Genomic DNA, 20491 nt, shown 5'->3' with positions numbered 1-20491 from the left:
ATATGCCTTTGGTAAGCACCTCATTTGTCAATAAAATGAAGACTTGTTTAATGCCTAACGATTCCTGCGATAAACACCTCATTTGACAATTTGCTTCATAATGAAGAATTCATCAATTCAGTGAAGAGAAATGGTTTCAGCATTGGACATGTTTATTTTCTATCCAACTGTATCTAAGACGTCTTTGACAAACACCTCATTTTTCAGTTGATATGCTTTTCCTCTACGACCATTATGATGTCCAGAAACCTGTCTCTTTATGACAGCAAATTCATCATTTGTTAAAAGGGAATTGTTTCAAATCAGGCCTTGTTTTTGGTACTATGAAGAAAAACAATATAAGGGGAGAAACTATGTCTCTGCTATCGGTAAAAGACTTAACCGGCGGATATACAAGGAATCCGGTTTTAAAAAACGTATCATTCACCCTTGAACCGAATCAAATTGTCGGCTTAATCGGGCTGAACGGTGCTGGTAAAAGTACAACAATCAGACATATCATCGGGCTGATGGACCCGCATAAAGGTTCAATCGAATTAAACGGAAAAACCTTTGCTGAGGATCCGGAAGGCTACCGTTCACAATTCACCTATATACCTGAAACACCTGTTTTATATGAAGAGCTGACGCTGATGGAGCATCTTGAATTAACAGCCATGGCATACGGCCTGTCAAAAGAAACGATGGAGAAAAGGCTGCCGCCGCTTTTAAAGGAATTCCGAATGGAAAAGAGGCTGAAGTGGTTCCCGGCTCATTTTTCTAAAGGGATGAAGCAGAAGGTTATGATCATGTGCGCATTTTTGGCAGAGCCGGCACTCTACATTATTGATGAGCCTTTTCTAGGGCTTGATCCGCTTGCGATTAACGCGCTGCTTGAACGGATGAATGAAGCGAAAAAAGGCGGGGCGAGCGTGCTGATGTCAACGCACATTTTGGCAACGGCAGAACGCTATTGTGATTCGTTTATTATTTTACATAATGGCGAGGTGCGGGCGCGCGGCACGCTGTCTGAGCTCAGAGAGCAGTTTGGAATGAAGGACGCGGCGCTGGACGATTTGTATCTTGAGCTCACAAAGGAAGACGCTGGCCATGAATAATATGCTTGATATTTGGCAGTCGCGGCTGCAGGAGCATATCAAAGAAACAAGAACGTACATGAAATATATGCTCAACGATCACCTCGTCATTGTTTTGATCTTTTTTCTCGCGGGCGCTGCAAGCTGGTACAGCAAATGGATACGGGACATTCCTGCTCACTTTCCGTCCTTCTGGGTGATGGCCGTGCTGTTTTCGATCGTGTTGACAAGCTCTTATGTGCGGACGCTTTTGAAGGAGGCTGACCTTGTCTTCTTATTGCCGCTTGAAGCAAAAATGGAGCCTTACTTGAAGCAGGCGTTTGTCTACAGCTATGTGTCTCAGCTGTTTCCGCTGATTGCATTGAGCATTGTTGCAATGCCGCTATATTTCGCTGTTGCACCAGGGGCTTCGCTTGTATCGTATGCGGCAGTCTTCGTTCAGCTTTTGCTGCTGAAAGCGTGGAATCAGGTGATGGAATGGCGTACGACCTTCCAGAATGACCGAAGCATGATACGGATGGATGTGATCATCCGCTTTGCGGCGAATACGCTCGTTCTTTATTTTGTTTTCCAGTCTGTTTATATGTATGCTCTTGTGGTCTATGTCATTATGGCTGCTCTTTATCTGTATATGTCTTCGGCAGCAAAACGGAAAACGTTTAAATGGGAGAGCCATATTGAGTCCGAATTGAGACGCAAGCAGCGTTTCTATCGGATTGCCAACCTGTTCACTGATGTGCCGCATTTACGGAAGCAAGCGAAACGCAGAGCGTATCTTGACTTTTTGCTGCGGCTCGTGCCGTTTGAACAGCGCAAAACGTTTGCCTACATGTTCACCCGCGCCTTTTTGCGTTCAAGTGATTATTTGGGGATTCTCGTCAGATTAACGGCCATTTTCGCGCTGATTATTATGTATGTGTCGGCAAGCCCGCTCATTGCAGGGGTTTTGACTGTGTTTACCATTTTCATTACGGGCATTCAGCTTTTGCCGCTGTTCGGCCACTTTGACCATCTGGCGCTTCAAGAGCTTTATCCTGTGAAAAAAGAAACGAAGCGGAAAAGCTATTTCTCTCTATTAAAAACTGCACTTACCGTTCAAGCGCTGCTGATATCTGCAGCATCTGCCTATGCTGCCGGCTTGACAGGTTTTCTTTATGCGCTGATCGGTTCTGCTGTTCTGATTTTTGTTGTTCTGCCGTCTTATATGACAACAAGACTGAAAAAACATGGAAAGCTGTGAGCTAAAAAAGGGGTAGGTCAAATGACAGACAATCAGCTGCTGATGCAGGAAGCCCTTCAATGGAAAATGCATTTTTTGCGGAAGGATTCCATGTTTGAACGCTTTTCGAAGCGTGTGCAAACGAAGGTGAATGAGCGGATTCCTGAAAAAATCCATTCGGTCGTCACTGAGAGCGTGAAAAAAATGGTGGAAGCGACGATGGCCGGCTCCAATATCATCACCTATAAGAAGGATACAAGCGAACTTTCGCTCAGTGAAAAAAACGAGCTGGCGAAAAAAACGGTTGCTTCTTATCAGAAGGTGGCGGCTGCTGAGGGAGTCGGCACCGGAGCGGGCGGCATTTTTTTAGGTATTGCCGATTTCCCGCTGCTTCTTTCGATTAAAATGAAGTGTTTATTTACCTTATCCTCCATTTATGGCTTTGATGTGAAGGATGCACAAGAAAGAATGTTCTTGCTGCTAGTGTTTCAGCTTGCGTTTTCGAGTGATGACTGCCGGAAAGCGCTTTTTTCTGTCATCGACAATTGGGAGACGGAGAAAAAGAGCATCGATTGGAGAGTGTTCCAGCAGGAATATCGCGATTATATCGACGTCGTGAAGCTTTTGCAGCTTTTACCCGGAGTAGGAGCAGCTGTCGGCGGAATTGCCAATTATAAGCTGCTTGCTCAGCTTGGAGAGACGGCAAGACACGTTTTTCACCTGAGAATATCAAAGGAAACAGCCGGAGAATAAACACTCCGGCTGTTTTTTTATAGATTATGATAGGTAATCGCAGCGCCCGCAAGGACCTTGGCCGCAGTCAGCATCGCTTTTTCATTAATATCAAATTTCGGATGGTGGTGGGAATAGACGCGCTCTGACTGTTCAGGAGCGGCCCCTGTAAAGAAAAAGGTGCCTTTGACGTTTTGTAAGTAATAAGCAAAATCCTCGCCGCCCATTTGCGGTTCACCGTCAATGACCTGCTGAACGCCCTCTGTGTTCTTTGCGATGCTGACCAAGTGAATCGTTTCTGCAGGATGGTTTACAACCGCCGGATAGCCCCGTTCATAGTTGTACTCATAGGATGCACCGTGCATGCTGCACACTCCTTTTACAACCGCTTCAATTTCTTTCTCCAGAATAGTACGGACATTTTCGTCAAAAGAACGCGCTGTACCGATGAGTGTCGCTTGGTCTGCGATGACATTAAACGGGTTGTCGGCGATGAACGAGCCGGTCGAAATGACGGCGGATTGAATCGGGTTGACTTTGCGGCTGACAATGTGCTGCAAGGAGGAAACGATTTGCGAGCCGATCAGGACGGCGTCTTTTGTATCATGCGGGTGAGCGCCGTGGCCGCCCTTCCCGAGGATTTTTATCGTGAATCGGTCCGCCGCCGCCATCACGGCGCCGGGGCGGCAGAGAATGGTTCCGAGCGGCTCAGTCGCCCAAAGATGCGTGCCGAATATCACATCCGCGTTTTCGAGACAGCCGTCATCGATCATTGGCTTTGCGCCTCCCGGATAATATTCTTCCGCATGCTGGTGGATCATCACAAATGTTCCCTTCAGCTCATGTCTGTTTTGGTGAAGGACCTTCGCCACTGCGAGAAGAGCTGCCGTATGGCCGTCATGGCCGCATGCGTGCATGACACCTGGCACTTTGGAGGCGTAAGGAACATCTTTTTCATCTTGAATGGGAAGGGCGTCAAAGTCGGCCCGCAAAGCGACGGTGGGGCCTGGTTCGCTTCCTTCTATATATGCTAAAACCCCTCTGCCGCCGACATTCGTGCGGATCGGGACTCCTAACGATTCATAATAGGAAGCAATAAATGCAGCGGTTTTTTCTTCTTGAAACGAGAGCTCAGGATACATATGAAAATGGCGCCTGATCTCGACCATTTCTTCAAAACAGCTGTCGAGCTGTTTGTTTATCTCTTTCTGCAGTATGGATATGGACAAAGCCGCTTCCCCCTTTTTCTATGCTTTTCCATGATTGTATAGAAAAAGTCTGAATATTTCAACTCGTCGAAAGCAACATCATGGCTGCGATGGTTGTCACTGAAAGGCCAATTGCAACGGGAATGAAGTTTTTTCTGGCAAGCTCAAAAGGATCAACTTTGCAAATGGCCGCCGCGGGAATCAGCGCCCATGGGACCAGTGTTCCGCCGCCCACCCAGATGGCAGATATTTGGCCGAGCGCGGTCAGAACGGCGGGATCAGTATGAAGAGCGGACGAAAAGAGCTTGGCGATAGAGCCTGCGAGAGAAATGCCTGAAAACCCTGATCCGTCGAGGCCGGTTATGGCTCCGGCGGCAGTTAAAGCAGCAGCGGCAAGCTCCTTTGACATGGGCATCATGTGGGATAAAGCAATGCCGAGATCATTGACAATTCCGTGGGAGCCTTTAGGGAGTGAAGTGCCTAGTATGTTTTTATAGCCTGAGTCACCAAGATAAAAGAAAGCGGCAATCGGGATGACGGGGCCGAAAACCTTAAAGCCGAACTGGAATCCATCAATAAAATAACCAGTGATTTTTTCAAGCCCTTTTTGCTTATACACGAGAAAATGAACGATCAGAAGGATGCAGATGGCAGACCCGCCAATTAAGGCGGTCGCATCATTTCCCTGTAGGTTAAACAAGAGCATGCAGGCAATATCCGCAAGAAAGACAAGCGGAATTATAAAAGCCAGTATGGACCGCAGGCGTTTTGACAAGTACAGCGAGGTGTCTTGTTCGCCAGAACGTACAGGGGAAAAAGAAGCTGGACCCAGCTGTTTTTTGCGTTCGCGCTGAATCATGATAAATGCAGCGGTTGTTGTGGTCACGCCCATAATCAGCACAAGGGGAATACTCGCTGAGATGACATCACCGACTGGAATGCCTGCTGCATCCGCTGTCAGCTTTGGTGCCGCCTGAATGACAAAGTCTCCTGACAAAGCAAAACCGTGTCCGAATAAGTTCATGGCCATGGCTGCGGCAATAGGCGGCAAACCGGCGCGGGCGGCTGCTGGGAGCAGGATGGCGCCGATCAAAGCGACACCTGGAGAAGGCCAGAAGAAGAGAGAAATGGCGAACATTAGGCCGCCAATCAGCCAGTAGGCAGTCACAGGACCTTTCACAAGTCTTGCAAAGGGAGAAATCATCGCTTCATTTATCCCTGTTTTTGTTAACAAATCACTCATCGAAACGATAAAACAAATGATGAAAATCGTGGGCAGCAGTTCGCCGGCCGCGTAGATAAAGCTGTGGAATAAACTGCTGACAGAGGCTGAAAGTGAATGGCTGGCCCATAGCGATATGATAAAAATGCCGAATAACGAAATAAAGGTCGTATCTTTCCGCAGCAGCATAAATAGGATAATTGCCCCAATAAAAAATACATACAGAACATGGACAGACAAAATCCCGACTTCCATCATTGATCACTCCTTCCGCTTCCTACAGATTATTCATAGGCGGGCGGAAGGTGCCGGGACGGAAGGCTGGGTTATGATGGAAAGACATTGATCTGTTTTAGCTGCTCGATCAAATGATGCTATAAGACTCTATTCGCTTTTTGCTGATGTTCCGGGAAGCATTCAGGTGAAAAAATGACGCTTCCATCGGCAAGTCAGTTTTTTCTGTAAGCGATGATACTTTCCGAGGGCTTTAAAAATGAACTATCCGCGCGCTGCATCTCATAATCATCATATCCGAACTGGAAACTGTAGCACGGGCACAATTTTTCACTTTGCTTTCCGTCCAATAAATAAGCTGCCGGACACGCCGGCAGCTATTCGACAGCGGAATATGTGGTGATATACGAAGGCCGGGAGAAGATTGACGTTGTATCAATTCCGGCAGACGTGCCGCGTTTTTTGTGGGCTTCTTTGTATGAATCGGACTGCTGCCAATCTTGAAAGGCTCTTTCCGTTTCCCACAAGGTGAGAATGACATAGGTGTCACTGTCAAGCGGACGGAGCACACGAATAGCTTCAAAACCGGGCTCGCTTTCGACTTTTCCCGCTCTGTTTTTAAATTTGTTTTCAAACAGCGGACGTCCTTCCTGAGTGACGGCAATATTGTTCAATACTGCAAAACCGGGATGCTTCATCTCTCCGGCTTGGTCAATCACTTCATAAGCGTGGGGTGCCTGGAAAACCGTATCTCCGCTTGTTTCGTGGATCAAAATCGCGTTTTCCTGCCCCTGCATCAAAAGGATATTTTCCGAGGGATGCTTCTTTACGATCGTTTTTAAAAAATCGGCTGTCCCATATGTAATATAAACCTTCATATCAGCCACCTCCTGCTTGCTAGTATATCAAAACAATGGTATAAGTTTCTATTGGCGAGTGCTTCGAACATAATTCCAAACAATTTTTCCCATACTACCTTTAGAAAGGCGAGGTGAGTTCATGTTTAAGATAAAGAAAAAGAAACTATTTATACCCATCATTATTTTAGTGTTAACTGCTTTTCTCGCTTTAATAGGATATATTTCAATTATTTTTCTCGGACATTATGTCATTGATGAAAAGAAGCTCATTCTTCATGCATCTTCAAAAATTGTGGATCAAAACGGAGATGAGGTTGCAAGCCTGTATACAGAAAATCGTGAGCCTGTCTCGATCAATGAGATACCGGAGCAGGTCAGAGAAGCGTTTATCGCTGTTGAGGATAAAAGGTTCTATGAGCATCACGGTATTGATGCAAAATCTGTCGGAAGGGCAGTATATCGCGATATATTAGCAGGCGGAAAGGTGGAAGGCGGAAGCACGATCACCCAGCAGCTTGCCAAAAATATTTTTCTGACACATGATAAAACGTTTTTAAGAAAAACAAAAGAAGTGATCATTGCGATCAATCTTGAACGGGATTACAGCAAGGACAAGCTGCTGGAAATGTATTTGAACCAGCTTTACTTCGGACATGGAGTCTACGGCATACAAGCGGCGTCCCACTATTATTTTAATAAAGAAGTAAAAGATTTAACTGTATCCGAAGGTGCGGTTTTGGCCGCTATTCCGAAGGCGCCTTCTACGTATTCTCCGGTTTTGCATCCAGATAAAAGTAAGGAGCGGCGTGATACGATTCTTGGCATGATGAATGACCAAGGCTACATCAGTGCGAAAGAGGCTGTCAGCGCGCAGGGGAGGACGCTTGGGCTGAACGTGAAGAAGCAGTCGGAAACACCATGGTTTGACAGCTATATTGATCTTGTGATTGAAGAGGCGGAGGACAAGTACTCGATTTCCGGAGAGCAGCTCCTTCAAGGCGGATATACGATCAAGGTGCCTCTCGATTCGAAGCTGCAAAAGACGGCTTATCAGGTGATGAAGCAGGGAAGCTATTATCCCGGAACAGATCAGAATGCCGAAGGAAGCGCGGTCTTTATCAATAACAAGACAGGCGGTGTGGAAGCGGCGATCGGCGGAAGAGATTACACAGCTAAAGGGTACAACCGTGTCACAGCTGCCCGCCAGCCGGGTTCCACATTTAAGCCGCTTGCAGTATACGGACCGGCGATGCAGGAAAAGAAATTTAGGCCCTACTCTCTATTGAAGGATGAGCTACAATCCTACGGAGATTATACGCCGAAAAACTATGACAGCCAGTATGAGGGCGAAGTGACCATGTCTGACGCCATTACGTACAGCAAAAACGCGCCGGCTGTCTGGACGCTGAATGAAATAGGCGTCGAAACAGGAAAATCTTATTTGAAAGCAAACGGCATGGATATCCCTGATGAAGGGCTTGCTCTCGCTCTAGGCGGCTTGGAAAAAGGCGTTTCGCCGCTCCAGCTTGCCGGCGCATTTCATACGTTTGCCGCGAATGGAACGTATACTGAACCGTACTTTATTTCCAGCATAAAGGATGAAGACGGAGAAACAATAGCCGATCATAAAGAAGAAGGAAAGCGGGTATTCAGCAAGCAAACGTCCTGGAATATGACGAGAATGCTGCAGCAGGTGGTCAAAAACGGAACGGCAACGTCCGGCACTTATCACGGCGACCTGGCGGGAAAAACCGGTTCTACTTCTTATACTGGCGTCTCCGGAGCGACTAAGGACGCCTGGTTTGCAGGCTATACGCCGAAAATAACCGGGGCTGTCTGGATGGGCTATGACAAAACGGATCAAAGCCATTACTTAAAAGGCGGCAGCGCGTATTCGACGAGACTGTTTAAGGATATTTTGACACAGGCTGGAGAAACCGGTTCTGTGTTTACGAAGCCTAAAAACGTCAAAGAACTGGAAAGCCCAATTAAGCTGGAGCCGGTCAAAACACTGAAAGCAGATTACACATTTAAAGCTGCGGGGCTCTTTACCATTGAATTAAAATGGGACGCTCAAGAGGATGATCGGGCCGTATACAGAATTTATGTAAATAAGGACGGCAAGGAGACGCTTCTTGATTCAGTTGAAGGAAAGGGAATCTATGAAATCCCTTATGCCAACTTGTTTTCGGGCGCTTCTTATAAAATTGTGCCTTATAATACACAGACAAAGAGAGAAGGAGAAGGAACCAATTACGTTCAGCCTAAATTGTTTTCCTCTTAATGGAATTCGGCGATTTTTTGAACTTTGAGCCTCACTTCTATACCATTTGCCTAAAACAAGGTATAGTGTAATAAGTCAAGAAATACGAACGTATGGTTGCAGTATGAAAGGTGGAAATCAGATGAGTAAACGAGAAACGTTTAACGAGACGTTTTTAAAAGCGGCACGGGGAGAAAAAGCGGATCACACGCCTGTATGGTATATGAGACAAGCAGGGCGATCACAGCCGGAATACCGTAAGCTGAAGGAAAAGTACGGATTGTTTGACATTACACATCAGCCGGAACTTTGTGCGTATGTCACAAGACTGCCGGTTGAGCAATACGGAGTCGATGCTGCAATCCTTTATAAAGATATCATGACTCCGCTGCCGTCAATCGGTGTGGATGTTGAAATCAAAAACGGGATCGGGCCTGTGATTGATCAGCCGATCCGGTCTCTGGCGGACATTGAAAAACTCGGTCAGATTGATCCGGAACAGGACGTGCCGTACGTGCTTGAGACGATTAAACTGCTTGTCAATGAGCAGCTCAACGTCCCGCTCATCGGTTTCTCAGGTGCGCCTTTTACGCTGGCCAGCTATATGATCGAAGGCGGACCGTCGAAAAACTACAATAAAACAAAAGCCTTCATGTACAGCATGCCGGATGCATGGAATCTGCTGATGTCCAAGCTTGCCGACATGATCATTGTGTATGTGAAAGCGCAGATTAAGGCAGGCGCAAAAGCGATTCAAATCTTTGATTCGTGGGTCGGCGCGCTGAATCAAGCAGATTACAGAACATACATCAAACCCGTGATGAACCGGATCTTTTCAGAGCTTGCGGAGGAGAATGTGCCGCTGATCATGTTTGGTGTAGGCGCAAGCCATCTGGCAGGTGATTGGCATGACCTTCCTCTCGATGTTGTCGGGCTCGATTGGAGACTCAGTATTGATGAAGCCAGATCAAAAGGCATCACCAAAACAGTGCAGGGCAACTTGGACCCGTCCATTTTGCTTGCGCCATGGGAAGTCATTGAGAAGAAAACGACGGAAATACTTGATCAGGGCATGAAATCGGACAGCTTCATTTTTAACCTTGGACACGGGGTATTTCCTGACGTCAGTCCTGAGGTTTTGAAAAAACTGACAGCATTTGTCCATAAATATTCACAAAACAAAAAAATGGGTCAATATTCCTAAGCATATCTTTTGGTATCTGGATGATATCCTGTCAAAATGTTTGTATCAGATCATTAAAGAGGGTGTAAACAGTGAGTAGAAAGAAAATGGGGCTTCTCGTTATGGCGTACGGCACGCCTTATAAAGAAGAAGATATCGAACGTTATTATACACATATCAGAAGAGGCAGAAAGCCTGAACCTGAAATGCTTCAAGATTTGAAAGACAGATACGAAGCAATTGGCGGCATTTCACCGCTTGCCAAAATCACAGAAGAGCAAGCGCACAAGCTTGAACAGCACTTAAATGAGATTCAGGACGAGATTACGTTTAAAGCGTATATCGGACTGAAGCATATCGAGCCATTTATTGAAGATGCTGTAGCAGAGATGCATAAGGACGGGATTACAGAAGCGGTCAGCATCGTGCTGGCACCGCATTTCTCCACGTTCAGCGTGCAGTCCTACAACAAACGTGCCAAAGAAGAGGCTGAAAAACTTGGCGGCTTAACGATTACGTCTGTTGAAAGCTGGTACGATGAACCGAAATTCGTGAAATATTGGGTTGACCGAGTGAAGGAAACATATGCGTCAATGCCTGAAGATGAAAGAGAAAACGCGATGCTCATTGTATCTGCACACAGTCTGCCGGAAAAAATCAAAGAATTTGGAGACCCGTACCCGGACCAGCTTCATGAATCGGCGAAATTGATTGCTGAAGGCGCAGGCGTTTCCGAATATGCTGTCGGCTGGCAAAGCGAAGGGAACACGCCTGATCCTTGGCTCGGACCTGATGTGCAGGATTTAACGCGTGATTTATTCGAACAAAAAGGCTATCAGGCATTCGTATATGTCCCTGTCGGATTTGTAGCGGATCATTTAGAAGTGCTTTATGATAATGATTATGAATGCAAAGTGGTTACAGACGATATCGATGCAAGCTACTACCGCCCGGAAATGCCGAATGCAAAGCCGGAATTTATTGATGCATTAGCAACAGTTGTATTAAAAAAATTAGGACGTTAAAGAAGGCGATGAACATGAGTGACGGCAAAAAACATGTAGTCATCATCGGCGGCGGCATTACCGGTTTAGCCGCCGCCTTCTATATGGAAAAAGAAATCATAGAAAAAAATCTGCCCCTTGAGCTGACGCTTGTTGAGGCAAGTCCGAGAGTCGGCGGGAAAATTCAAACTGTCAAGAAAGACGGCTATATCATCGAAAGAGGGCCTGACTCATTTCTGGAACGGAAGACAAGCGCTCCGCAGCTTGTCAAAGATGTAGGCCTTGAGCATTTGCTTGTCAACAATGCGACAGGACAATCCTATGTGCTTGTAAACCGCACTCTGCATCCAATGCCGAAGGGCGCCGTGATGGGGATACCGACTAAAATTGCGCCGTTCGTTTCAACCGGTCTGTTTTCTTTGTCTGGGAAGGCAAGGGCTGCTATGGATTTCATCCTGCCTGCAAGCAAGTCAAAAGACGACCAGTCATTGGGAGAATTTTTCCGCAGACGTGTCGGAGATGAAGTGGTTGAGAATTTAATCGAGCCCCTTCTATCAGGCATCTACGCTGGCGACATTGACAAACTCAGCCTAATGTCGACTTTTCCGCAATTTTACCAGACGGAACAAAAGCACAGAAGCTTAATTCTCGGCATGAAAAAAACAAGGCCTCAAGGCTCCGGCCAGCAGCTCACGGCTAAAAAGCAAGGGCAGTTCCAGACCCTTTCAACGGGTTTGCAGACCCTTGTCGAAGAGATCGAAAAACAATTAAAGCTGACGAAGGTATACAAAGGGACAAAAGTGACCAAGATCAGCCGCGGCGGCACTGGCTACTCGCTTGATCTGGATAACGGCGTCACACTTGATGCTGAATCAGTGATTGTGACTGCTCCGCATAAAGCGGCTGCAGGAATGCTTTCTGAGCTTCCTGTCATTTCTCATTTAAAAAATATGCACTCCACATCCGTGGCAAATGTCGCCTTGGGCTTCCCTGAAGGCGCAGTCCAAATGGAGCATGAGGGAACGGGCTTTGTTATCTCAAGAAACAGTGATTTCGCGATCACAGCCTGTACGTGGACGAACAAAAAATGGCCGCACGCAGCGCCTGAAGGCAAAACGCTGCTTCGGGCATATGTCGGAAAAGCCGGAGATGAATCGATTGTCGATCTCTCAGATAACGACATTATCAACATCGTGTTAGAAGACTTAAAGAAAGTCATGAACATAAACGGGGAGCCGGAAATGACATGTGTCACCCGCTGGCATGAAAGCATGCCGCAGTACCATGTCGGCCATAAGCAGCGCATCAAAGAACTGCGCGAAGCACTGGCCTCCGCATATCCGGGTGTCTATGTGACAGGCGCTTCTTTTGAAGGTGTCGGAATTCCCGACTGCATTGATCAAGGAAAAGCTGCCGTGTCTGACGCGCTTACCTATTTATTCAGCTGAAAACCTCCGCTCTGGCGGAGGTTTTTTGTTGTGCGATGGCAATATTGTGTAAAAAAATGATTGAATTGATCAGCGGGTTATGATACATTTGCATATGTACTTAATGACTAAAATGTTCAAACGGTCAGTTTCGAGGTGAATACAATGTCAATAGATCGAAAAAAGCTCATTTTGGAGGCGGCCACAAAGTCTTTCACCCAGTTCGGGTATAAAGCGACGACAATGGATCTTGTGGCAAAGCTTGCGAACGTGGGGAAGGGAACCATTTATACTTTTTTCAAAAACAAAGAAGAGCTGTTTGACGAGATTTTCACTACTTTATTGAAGGAAATGAAGCAAAAAGCGGACGAAGCGATGGAGCCGAACCTTCCGTTCCATGAAAATGTGCACAGGGCGCTGTTTGCCATTCTGGAGTTCAGGAAAACACATCAGCTGACGATTAAAATTTTCCAAGAAAATGCTGAGATTGGTACAATGGCAGTTCAGGAAGTGATCCAGAAAATGGAGCGAGGCATCTTGTCTTATATAAAAAGCAAGATTGAAGACGGGATCAAGAACGGTGCAATCAAGCCGTGCGATCCTGAGCTGACAGCTTTTGTGATGCTGAAGCTTTATATCGCGCTCATTTTTGATTGGGAAAAACAGCATCCCCCGCTCGATAAAGAGACGATTGCGGAACTGCTTGAGTTGTATGTTGTCAAAGGATTGTCAGCCAACTAGATAATCCTTTCTCTTTGCAAGAAAATGACCATTTTTCATGATGAGTCAGTTTTAGAATGGAGGCATCAGGATGAACACAATACGAAGTCAGTGGAAAGACATCGTAACGAGTAAAAAATTATTAATTCCCATCATTGCCATTTTGTTTGTCCCGCTTATTTACAGCGGCGTGTTCTTAAAGGCTTATTGGGACCCATACGGCACAGTTGACCAGCTGCCTGTCGTTGTCGTCAACCAAGACAAAGGAGCAACGTATGAAGGAGAAAAACTTCAAATCGGTGATGATCTGGTCAAAGAATTAAAGGATAATAATAACTTTGATTGGCATTTTTCCAGTGATCTTGACCAATCGTTAAAGGACTTATTAAATCAAAAATACTATTTAGTTGTCGAGATTCCTGAGGATTTTTCTAAGAATGCCAGCACTGTATTGGACAAAAATCCGAAAAAGCTGGATCTGAAATACCATACGAATGCCGGTTCGAACTATGTAGGGGCAACGATCGGTGAAAAAGCGATTGATAAACTAAAAGCCTCTGTTTCTAAAGAAGTGACCGAGCAATATACGAAAGTCATTTTTGATAACTTTAAAGATATCGCCAAAGGTTTGAGCGACGCGAGCAGCGGAGCGAAAAAAATCGATGACGGCACAAAGGATGCGAAAAACGGAAGCGCCCAGCTGAAAGAAAATCTGGAGAAGCTGAAGGAAAGCACTGCCACTATCAGTGACAAAACGGCGCAGCTTGCAGATGGAGCGGCTCAGGTGACAAGCGGTATCCAATCACTTGACAGCTCGCTCGGAAAATTCCAGGACAGCAGCAATACGATTTATGAAAACTCAGGAAAGCTTGCGGCAGGATCAGGCGAGCTGACAGGCAAGCTGAATGAACTTCTTGCCGGACTTCAAAAAGTGCAGCAGGGCTTGCCTAATCTCACAAACGGGCTGGATCAGCTCAACAGTAAAGCCCAAGAAGGTTCTGAGAAAGCAGCAAAAGCGGAAAAGCTCATAAATGCAGTCGATTTAACGAAGCTTGAAACAGCTGTGAACAACCTTGAAAAGTCAGAAACAGCGATGAAAGATTTCCAAAAACAGCTGAAGGACTTTGAAAACAGCTTAAAAAACCGTGATCAGGCATTTAAAAATCTCATCAATTCGAGTGACTTCTTAACAGCGGAGCAAAAAAGCCAGCTGATCAACTCTGTTGAGAAGCAGCTTCCGCAAGTTGATGCGCCTGATTTTGATCAAATTTTAAGCCAGCTTCCTACTGCTGATCAGCTGCCTGACATTGCAACGATTAAAAGCTCTCTGGAAGATGTGAAAGCGCAGGTGGCACAGCTAAAAGCATTGCCGGAAGCTACATCTAAGCTTTATAACGGCGCAAAAACGACTCAAGATGCGATTGACAGATTAACTGAAGGAACCCAGAAGATATACAACGGTTCACAGCAGCTGACAGAAAACCAAAATAAACTGACAGCGGGTATCGGTGAATATAATAAGCAATTCGCAAAAGCAAAAGCAGGCTCAGAGCAATTGGTGACAGGAAGCAGTCAAGTATCTGGCGGATTGTTGAAACTGTTAGACGGGTCTAAACAAGTCCAAAGCGGATCATCAAAACTCGCAGAAGGATCTGAATCACTTGATACAGGTTTAGGGAAGCTATTAGACGGCACAGGACAGCTGTCTAGTAAGCTGAAGGATGCGGCTGATCAAACAGGAGATATCGATGCTGACGATCAAACATACGGCATGTTTGCCGATCCGGTTAAAACAAATGATGACGCCATTCATTCCGTTCCTAACTACGGAACAGGGCTGACACCATATATCCTGTCAATGGGCTTGTATGTCGGCGGCATCATGCTGACGGTGGTCTTCCCGCTGAAGGAAGCGTCAGGACGTCCTAGAAACGGTTTTGAGTGGTTCTTTAGCAAATTCAATGTCATGATGCTCGTTGGAATCATTCAATCGCTGATTGTGGCGACAGTTCTGCTTCTGGGAATTGGTCTCGAGGTAGAGAGCACGTGGAGATTTTACGTGTTTACGATCATTACGAGTCTCGCTTTCCTAGCGATGATTCAATTTTTGGCGACAACGATGGGCAATCCGGGACGATTTATTGCAGTCATTATTTTAGTGCTGCAGCTTGGTGCCAGCGGAGGAACCTTCCCGTTAGAATTGCTTCCAAATTTCTATCAAGTCATCCATGGCGCATTGCCGATGACCTACAGCATTAACGGGTTCAGAGCGGTCATTTCAAACGGGGATTTTGGCTACATGTGGCAGATGGCCGGCGTCTTAATCGGCATTGCCCTCGTTATGATTTTGCTGAGCATTACTTACTTTACAATGTTAAGCCGGAAGGAAGAAACTTCAGAAGAACAGCCGGCTTCATAATGAAAAAGAACTTGTTTCCTTTGAAACAAGTTCTTTTTTTATTACATTCCCCATTTGACAAGCAATCCTGTATAGGTTAATCCGCCGCCAAATCCGAAAAGCATCACGGTTTGATCTTTTTTCAGCTTTCCGGCTTTCACTGCGAGATCCAGCGCCAAAACAATCGAAACAGAAGACGTGTTTCCGTAGTATTCGACACTGGTGAGCGTTTTTTCAATCGGAAACGGTGTTTTTTCACAAATCGACTCGATCATGCGCAAGTTGGCGCTGTGAGGCACAAACCAATCGAGGTTGCCGCTTGTCAGACCTGCTTGATGTAAAAGACGTTCAAATTCGCGGGGAACGGTTCTCGCTGCCCATTTATACACTTCACGGCCGTTTTGGACCATTTTACCGGAACCGGCAAGCTGCACCCCGTTTCGTTCATTCCGCAGTCCGGCACGATACAAAATATCTCCGCCGTTCCCGCTTGTTCCTTGGACAGACGCAAGAAATCCGGGCGCCTCTTCATCTCGTTCAACCAACAGCGCACCTGCAGCGTCGCCGAACAGAACGCATGTCGTTCGATCGGTATAATCCGTTACTTTTGACAGTGTCTCTCCGGCGATGACGAGAATTTTTTGATGAAGGCCGGATGTGATTAATCCGTTTGCCAAATGAAGGCCGTATGTCAGCCCGGCGCACGTCGCATTAATATCCAACGCGCCGGTGCTTTCCCAGCCGAAATATTCCTGCACACGGCATGCCGTACTCGGAAAGGCATAATCGGATGTTGTTGTGGCAACGAGGATCATATCGACATCATCAAGTGTCCCTTCATAACGGCTCTTAAGATCCTTCACCGCTTCGATGCATAAATCAGAGGTAAACTGCTGTTCATCCGCAATACGGCGTTCTCTCATTCCTGTTCGCTGAACAATCCATTCATCTGACGTATCAACGATCTTTTCTAAATCAGCATTGGTTAAGCGCCTGCTCGGCGCATAGGTGCCGATAGCTGAAATTTTTGCTTTTGACATATGTATCACTCCTTATGATCAGATTATAACACTAGATATTAGTATCTGGTACTAAAAAGAAGGTTTTTTCATAAAAAAAGAGAAAATGTGAAATAGGGAATCTAGAAATAGAAAAAGGAGGCTGGTAAATGGTCAGTCAAGAAGCAATAGTCTTTATGGCGTTCTCTGGAGCTGTTGCGTTTTTGTTGCCGATCGGACTGATAGTATGGTTTAAGCGAAAGTATGGCGCCTCGTTAAAGGTGTTTTTTATTGGCGCTCTCACGTTTTTTGTCTTTGCTCAGCTATTGGAGGGCGGCGTTCATGTTTATGTACTGCAAGTGAATGAAATGACGAAAGAAGCCATGCAAAATCCATTGTGGTATGGCATTTACGGCTGCTTGATGGCTGGGATTTTTGAGGAGTGCGGAAGGTATATCATGATGAGAATTTTTTTGAAGCGCCATCATGCTTGGGCGGATGGCCTGGCTTTCGGAACGGGCCATGGCGGGCTTGAAGCCATCCTGATTACTGGCGTGTCCTCTATCTCGCTTATTGTATACGCAATTGCGATGAATAGCGGAACGTTTGAACAGCTTTTGATCAATGAAGACATCAAACAGGTGCTTCTGCCGATTCAGGAGCAGCTGCTGCATACCCCTTCGTATGAATGGCTGCTGGGGGGAATAGAAAGAATCAGTGCGATTGCTGTTCAAATCGGACTGTCGCTGCTGGTCTTGTATGCGGTTAAAAGCCGCCGGCCGCTGTTTTTGCTGTATTCTATTCTTTTACATGCACTCTTTAATGTACCGGCGGTTTTATACCAAAAAAGAATAATAGAGCATGCTGCTGCTGTTGAAATCATTGTTGCTCTAATAGCTGCAGTATCAGTCTATTGGATTGTAAAAGCAAAAAGTCTCTTTCAATAAAAAAGTCCAAGCAGCAGCACAGCCCGCTTGGAAAAATGCGAATGGAAATATTCATGAAGCATGGGTCATCAGAATATTTCTGATTCAGTCCTTAGCAATGACAGCAAGAGTGTCTGTGTTTTTTACAAGAGAAACAATGGTTTTTCTTTCTTTTCTTCTTCTCGCAAGGGTCATGGCATTCTTTCTTCTTCTCACAAGGGTCATGGCATTCTTTCTTTTTCTTGCAATGGTCATGGAAATCTTTATCGAACCACTCGTCAAAGAACCAAAACTCATCAAACCAATCGTGACAATGATGTTTCCGTTCATGTGAATGACGACAGCACATAGATATCCCTCCTCTTCCCATGCTTACTACAGCATATGAGAGATTGATAGGAAAAGATTGGACGGGTCCCTCGGGAAAAGAGTATATTTTATATAGAAAAATAAAAGGAGGAATGTCCTATGACGTCCGTACGTAAAACGATGGAGCTCATTAAAGAACTTGTATCGATCCCAAGCCCGACAGGAAATACATATGAGGTGATCAATTATATTGAAAGCCTTTTAAAAGAATGGAAGGTAGAAACGGTTCGGAACCATAAGGGCGGCTTAATTGCAACGCTTCCCGGACGCGACACATCCCAGCACCGCATGCTGACGGCGCACGTTGACACCCTCGGCGCTATGGTAAAGGAAATTAAAGCTGACGGCCGGCTGAAAATCGATTTGATCGGCGGGTTCCGCTACAACTCGATTGAGGGGGAGTATTGCCAAATTGAAACTGCCTCGGGAAAAACGTATACAGGCACAATTTTAATGCATCAAACATCAGTGCATGTATACAAGGATGCGGGGAAAGCTGAGCGCAATCAAGAGAATATGGAGATCCGCCTTGATGAACCTGTTCACTGCCGGAAAGATACGGAAGAGCTTGGCATTGGCGTCGGAGATTTTGTGTCGTTTGATCCCCGTGTCGAGATCACATCAAGCGGATTTATTAAATCGCGCCATTTGGATGATAAGGCAAGTGTCGCCTTATTGCTCCGCTTAATTCATCAAATTCAAACAGAAGAAATTGAATTGCCGTATACAACTCATTTTCTTATTTCGAATAATGAAGAAATCGGATACGGCGGGAATTCGAATATTCCTCCAGAAACAGTCGAATATTTGGCGGTTGATATGGGAGCTATCGGTGACGGGCAGGCGACAGATGAATATTCAGTATCAATCTGTGTGAAGGATGCGAGCGGGCCGTATCATTATCAGCTGAGAAAGCATTTAGTCCATTTAGCCGAGAAGCATCATATCGACTATAAGCTTGATATTTACCCATACTACGGGTCGGATGCGTCAGCAGCGATCAAATCCGGGCATGATATTGTGCATGGCCTCATCGGGCCGGGAATTGACGCTTCGCATGCATTTGAACGCACCCATAAATCGTCTCTTCGCCATACGGCTAAGCTTCTGTACTATTATGTACAGTCACCGATGGTATAAGGGAGGAAGGCGAAATGAAGATGTATGAGCTGAAAAGCACTTTCGGCTGGGAAGGTGATGACGGTTTGGGGGAACAGCTGATTCAGCAAATCCTCGCCGGAGAAAAAACAGCCACGTGCGCCCCAAAATCATTATATTCAAAAGATGAATTGAGTGACGTGTATCAAACGGCGGGGCAGCTTGTTACCGTTTATGATAAACATGACAATCCGAGATGCAATATAAAAGTGACAGATGTGTTTGAAACGACCTTTGGAGCGCCTGATATGAGGTTAGTCAAAGGAGAGGGCAATGGAGATCGAATTGAGGAATTTCAGGAAGACCATCGGATGGCATGGGCGGAACTGATCAAAAATGGTGAACTAGAGCTGAATGAGGATACTGTTTTGATTACAGAGCTGTTTGAGCTTGTTAAAGATTAAAAAAGCCTGCGGGGCAAGAACCTCGCAGGCTTTTCATTAACCGGAAATGGTTGCGTTTTGGTCTGCTTTTGCTTGAGACATGACCGTTTCAGCTTTCGCTGGATTAAACAGGCCTTCCCATTTAGACATCACAACGGCAGCAAGCGCGTTACCAGTCAGATTGACAACTGTACGTGCCATGTCCATGATGCGGTCTACACCGGCAATAAAAGCAAGTCCTTCAGCCGGAACACCGATGGTGCCAAGTGTCGCAAGCAAGACGACAAAAGAAGTACCAGGCACGGCAGCCATCCCTTTAGATGTCACCATAAGGACGAGCACAAGTGTAATTTGGTGCCAAAGCGTTAAATCAATGCCGTATACCTGTGCTAAAAACAGCGCGGCAATGGATTGATAGAGAACGGAACCGTCTAAGTTAAACGTATATCCAATCGGAATCACAAATGAAACAATGCCTTTCGGGCAGCCGATTTTTTCCATCTTTTCCATGATGCGCGGAAGAACTGTTTCAGAGCTGGACGTACTGAACGCCAGTAAGATTTCGTCCTTCATGTAAGCAAGGAATTTGAAAATGTTGATGCCGGCAATTTTTGCAACAATTCCAAACACGACAATTAAGAAGAAAGCAAGTGCGACATACACCAATCCGACAAGCTTTCCGAGAGAGAGAAGAGAACTGAGCCCGAATTTAGACACAGTCACTCCGATAAGTGCGAAAACGCCGAATGGCGCTACTTTCATCACAAGGTTTACAACGTGGAACATGGCATGGGATACACCTTCGAAAAAGGCTAATACAGGCTTGCCTCTTTCACCGATCGCGGAAATACCCAATGCAAATAGAACTGTAAAGCAGATGATGGCAAGAAGATCCCCTTCAACCAAGGACTGGAAGAAGTTTGTCGGCACAATATGCAGGAACGTTTCCGCCGCTGATTTATTGCTTTGCTCTTTTTCGGTTTCAACATATTGACTAATGTCAGATTTTTGAGCTTCGTGTATATTAACTCCTGTACCCGGATGGAAGATGTTTGCAAGGGCTAGTCCGAGAATGATAGCAAAAGTCGTAATGATCTCGAAGTACAGAATT

18 protein-coding genes and 1 pseudogene are annotated in these 20491 nt (G+C 45.8%); 13 read left to right on the top strand and 6 right to left on the bottom strand.

Annotation, left to right across the window (positions count from 1 at the left end; genetic code table 11):
• The first annotated feature begins 353 nt into the window (after nt 1–353).
• From ecsA to RAC86_RS18720, 3 genes are read left to right on the top strand one after another with little or no spacing between them, the layout of a single operon-like run.
• Nucleotides 354–1097, top strand: a complete 744-nt coding sequence (gene ecsA, locus RAC86_RS18730) for an ABC transporter ATP-binding protein EcsA (protein WP_003233230.1) — start codon at nt 354–356, stop codon at nt 1095–1097.
• Nucleotides 1090–2316 carry an ABC transporter permease EcsB gene (gene ecsB, locus RAC86_RS18725; RefSeq protein ID WP_072182341.1) on the top strand — a complete coding sequence of 409 codons (1227 nt, stop codon included), beginning with the start codon at nt 1090–1092 and terminating at the stop codon, nt 2314–2316. Before ecsA ends, ecsB begins: the two co-directional genes overlap by 8 nt.
• 21 nt (nt 2317–2337) lie before the next feature.
• A complete protein-coding gene (locus RAC86_RS18720) occupies nt 2338–3048 on the top strand; it encodes an EcsC family protein (protein WP_072566026.1) in 711 nt (236 codons plus the stop codon).
• 17 nt (nt 3049–3065) lie between these two features.
• Here RAC86_RS18720 and sndC read toward each other — a convergent pair whose 3' ends face one another.
• The 4 genes and pseudogenes from sndC to hmoB all read right to left on the bottom strand — a co-directional run bounded on the left by sndC (nt 3066) and on the right by hmoB (nt 6569).
• On the bottom strand, nt 3066–4256 hold the full coding sequence (sndC, locus tag RAC86_RS18715; RefSeq protein WP_072566027.1) for an N-acetyl amino acid acetylase SndC: 1191 nt from the start codon (nt 4254–4256) through the stop codon (nt 3066–3068).
• A 58-nt stretch (nt 4257–4314) separates the two neighbouring features.
• Nucleotides 4315–5715 (bottom strand): hypothetical protein, encoded by a 1401-nt coding sequence (locus RAC86_RS18710; RefSeq protein ID WP_072566028.1) that lies wholly within the window; start codon nt 5713–5715, stop codon nt 4315–4317.
• A 116-nt stretch (nt 5716–5831) separates the two neighbouring features.
• A pseudogene (locus tag RAC86_RS18705) lies at nt 5832–6068 on the bottom strand (hypothetical protein).
• Nucleotides 6069–6569, bottom strand: a complete 501-nt coding sequence (gene hmoB, locus RAC86_RS18700) for a heme-degrading oxygenase HmoB (RefSeq protein WP_072566029.1) — start codon at nt 6567–6569, stop codon at nt 6069–6071.
• Between the two features lie 121 nt (nt 6570–6690).
• Here hmoB and RAC86_RS18695 point away from each other — a divergent pair, with 121 nt between their 5' ends.
• The 6 genes from RAC86_RS18695 (at nt 6691) to RAC86_RS18670 (ending at nt 15567) form a co-directional block, all read left to right on the top strand.
• Complete coding sequence (locus tag RAC86_RS18695) at nt 6691–8835, top strand: transglycosylase domain-containing protein (protein ID WP_072566030.1); 2145 nt, start codon at nt 6691–6693, stop codon at nt 8833–8835.
• A 121-nt stretch (nt 8836–8956) separates the two neighbouring features.
• The gene (gene hemE, locus RAC86_RS18690; protein ID WP_003224305.1) at nt 8957–10018 is read left to right on the top strand and encodes a uroporphyrinogen decarboxylase; all 1062 of its coding nucleotides are present in this window, start codon (nt 8957–8959) and stop codon (nt 10016–10018) included.
• Nucleotides 10019–10089: 71 nt separating this feature from the next.
• Nucleotides 10090–11022: a ferrochelatase gene (gene hemH / locus RAC86_RS18685; RefSeq protein WP_072566031.1), complete on the top strand. Its 933-nt coding sequence runs from the start codon at nt 10090–10092 to the stop codon at nt 11020–11022.
• A 14-nt stretch (nt 11023–11036) separates the two neighbouring features.
• A complete protein-coding gene (hemY, locus tag RAC86_RS18680) occupies nt 11037–12449 on the top strand; it encodes a protoporphyrinogen oxidase (RefSeq protein WP_072566032.1) in 1413 nt (470 codons plus the stop codon).
• A gap of 144 nt (nt 12450–12593) precedes the next feature.
• The gene (locus RAC86_RS18675; RefSeq protein ID WP_014113248.1) at nt 12594–13169 is read left to right on the top strand and encodes a TetR/AcrR family transcriptional regulator; all 576 of its coding nucleotides are present in this window, start codon (nt 12594–12596) and stop codon (nt 13167–13169) included.
• Between the two features lie 70 nt (nt 13170–13239).
• On the top strand, nt 13240–15567 hold the full coding sequence (locus RAC86_RS18670; protein ID WP_072566033.1) for a YhgE/Pip family protein: 2328 nt from the start codon (nt 13240–13242) through the stop codon (nt 15565–15567).
• 41 nt (nt 15568–15608) lie between these two features.
• Here RAC86_RS18670 and fabHB read toward each other — a convergent pair whose 3' ends face one another.
• Nucleotides 15609–16586 carry a beta-ketoacyl-ACP synthase III FabHB gene (gene fabHB, locus RAC86_RS18665; protein ID WP_072566034.1) on the bottom strand — a complete coding sequence of 326 codons (978 nt, stop codon included), beginning with the start codon at nt 16584–16586 and terminating at the stop codon, nt 15609–15611.
• 128 nt (nt 16587–16714) lie between these two features.
• On the opposite strand from fabHB, the gene RAC86_RS18660 reads away from it, so the two are divergent.
• From RAC86_RS18660 to RAC86_RS18645, 4 genes are all read left to right on the top strand, one after another.
• A complete protein-coding gene (locus RAC86_RS18660; RefSeq protein WP_014113251.1) occupies nt 16715–17491 on the top strand; it encodes a YhfC family intramembrane metalloprotease in 777 nt (258 codons plus the stop codon).
• A gap of 97 nt (nt 17492–17588) precedes the next feature.
• A complete protein-coding gene (locus RAC86_RS18655) occupies nt 17589–17804 on the top strand; it encodes a hypothetical protein (RefSeq protein ID WP_072566035.1) in 216 nt (71 codons plus the stop codon).
• Between the two features lie 134 nt (nt 17805–17938).
• Nucleotides 17939–18979, top strand: a complete 1041-nt coding sequence (locus RAC86_RS18650; RefSeq protein ID WP_061188296.1) for a M42 family metallopeptidase — start codon at nt 17939–17941, stop codon at nt 18977–18979.
• A gap of 14 nt (nt 18980–18993) precedes the next feature.
• The gene (locus RAC86_RS18645; protein WP_014113256.1) at nt 18994–19401 is read left to right on the top strand and encodes an ASCH domain-containing protein; all 408 of its coding nucleotides are present in this window, start codon (nt 18994–18996) and stop codon (nt 19399–19401) included.
• Between the two features lie 36 nt (nt 19402–19437).
• Here the strand turns inward: RAC86_RS18645 and gltT are convergent.
• Nucleotides 19438–20491, bottom strand: a 1054-nt coding sequence (gltT, locus tag RAC86_RS18640) for a glutamate/proton symporter GltT (RefSeq protein ID WP_377885927.1), incomplete at its 5' end; no start/stop codon positions are given.

The sequence above is a fragment of the Bacillus sp. LR_5 genome (assembly GCF_042709275.1).
Note: the sequence above shows the minus strand (reverse complement) of the source record. Positions and strands in the feature narration are given on the sequence as shown.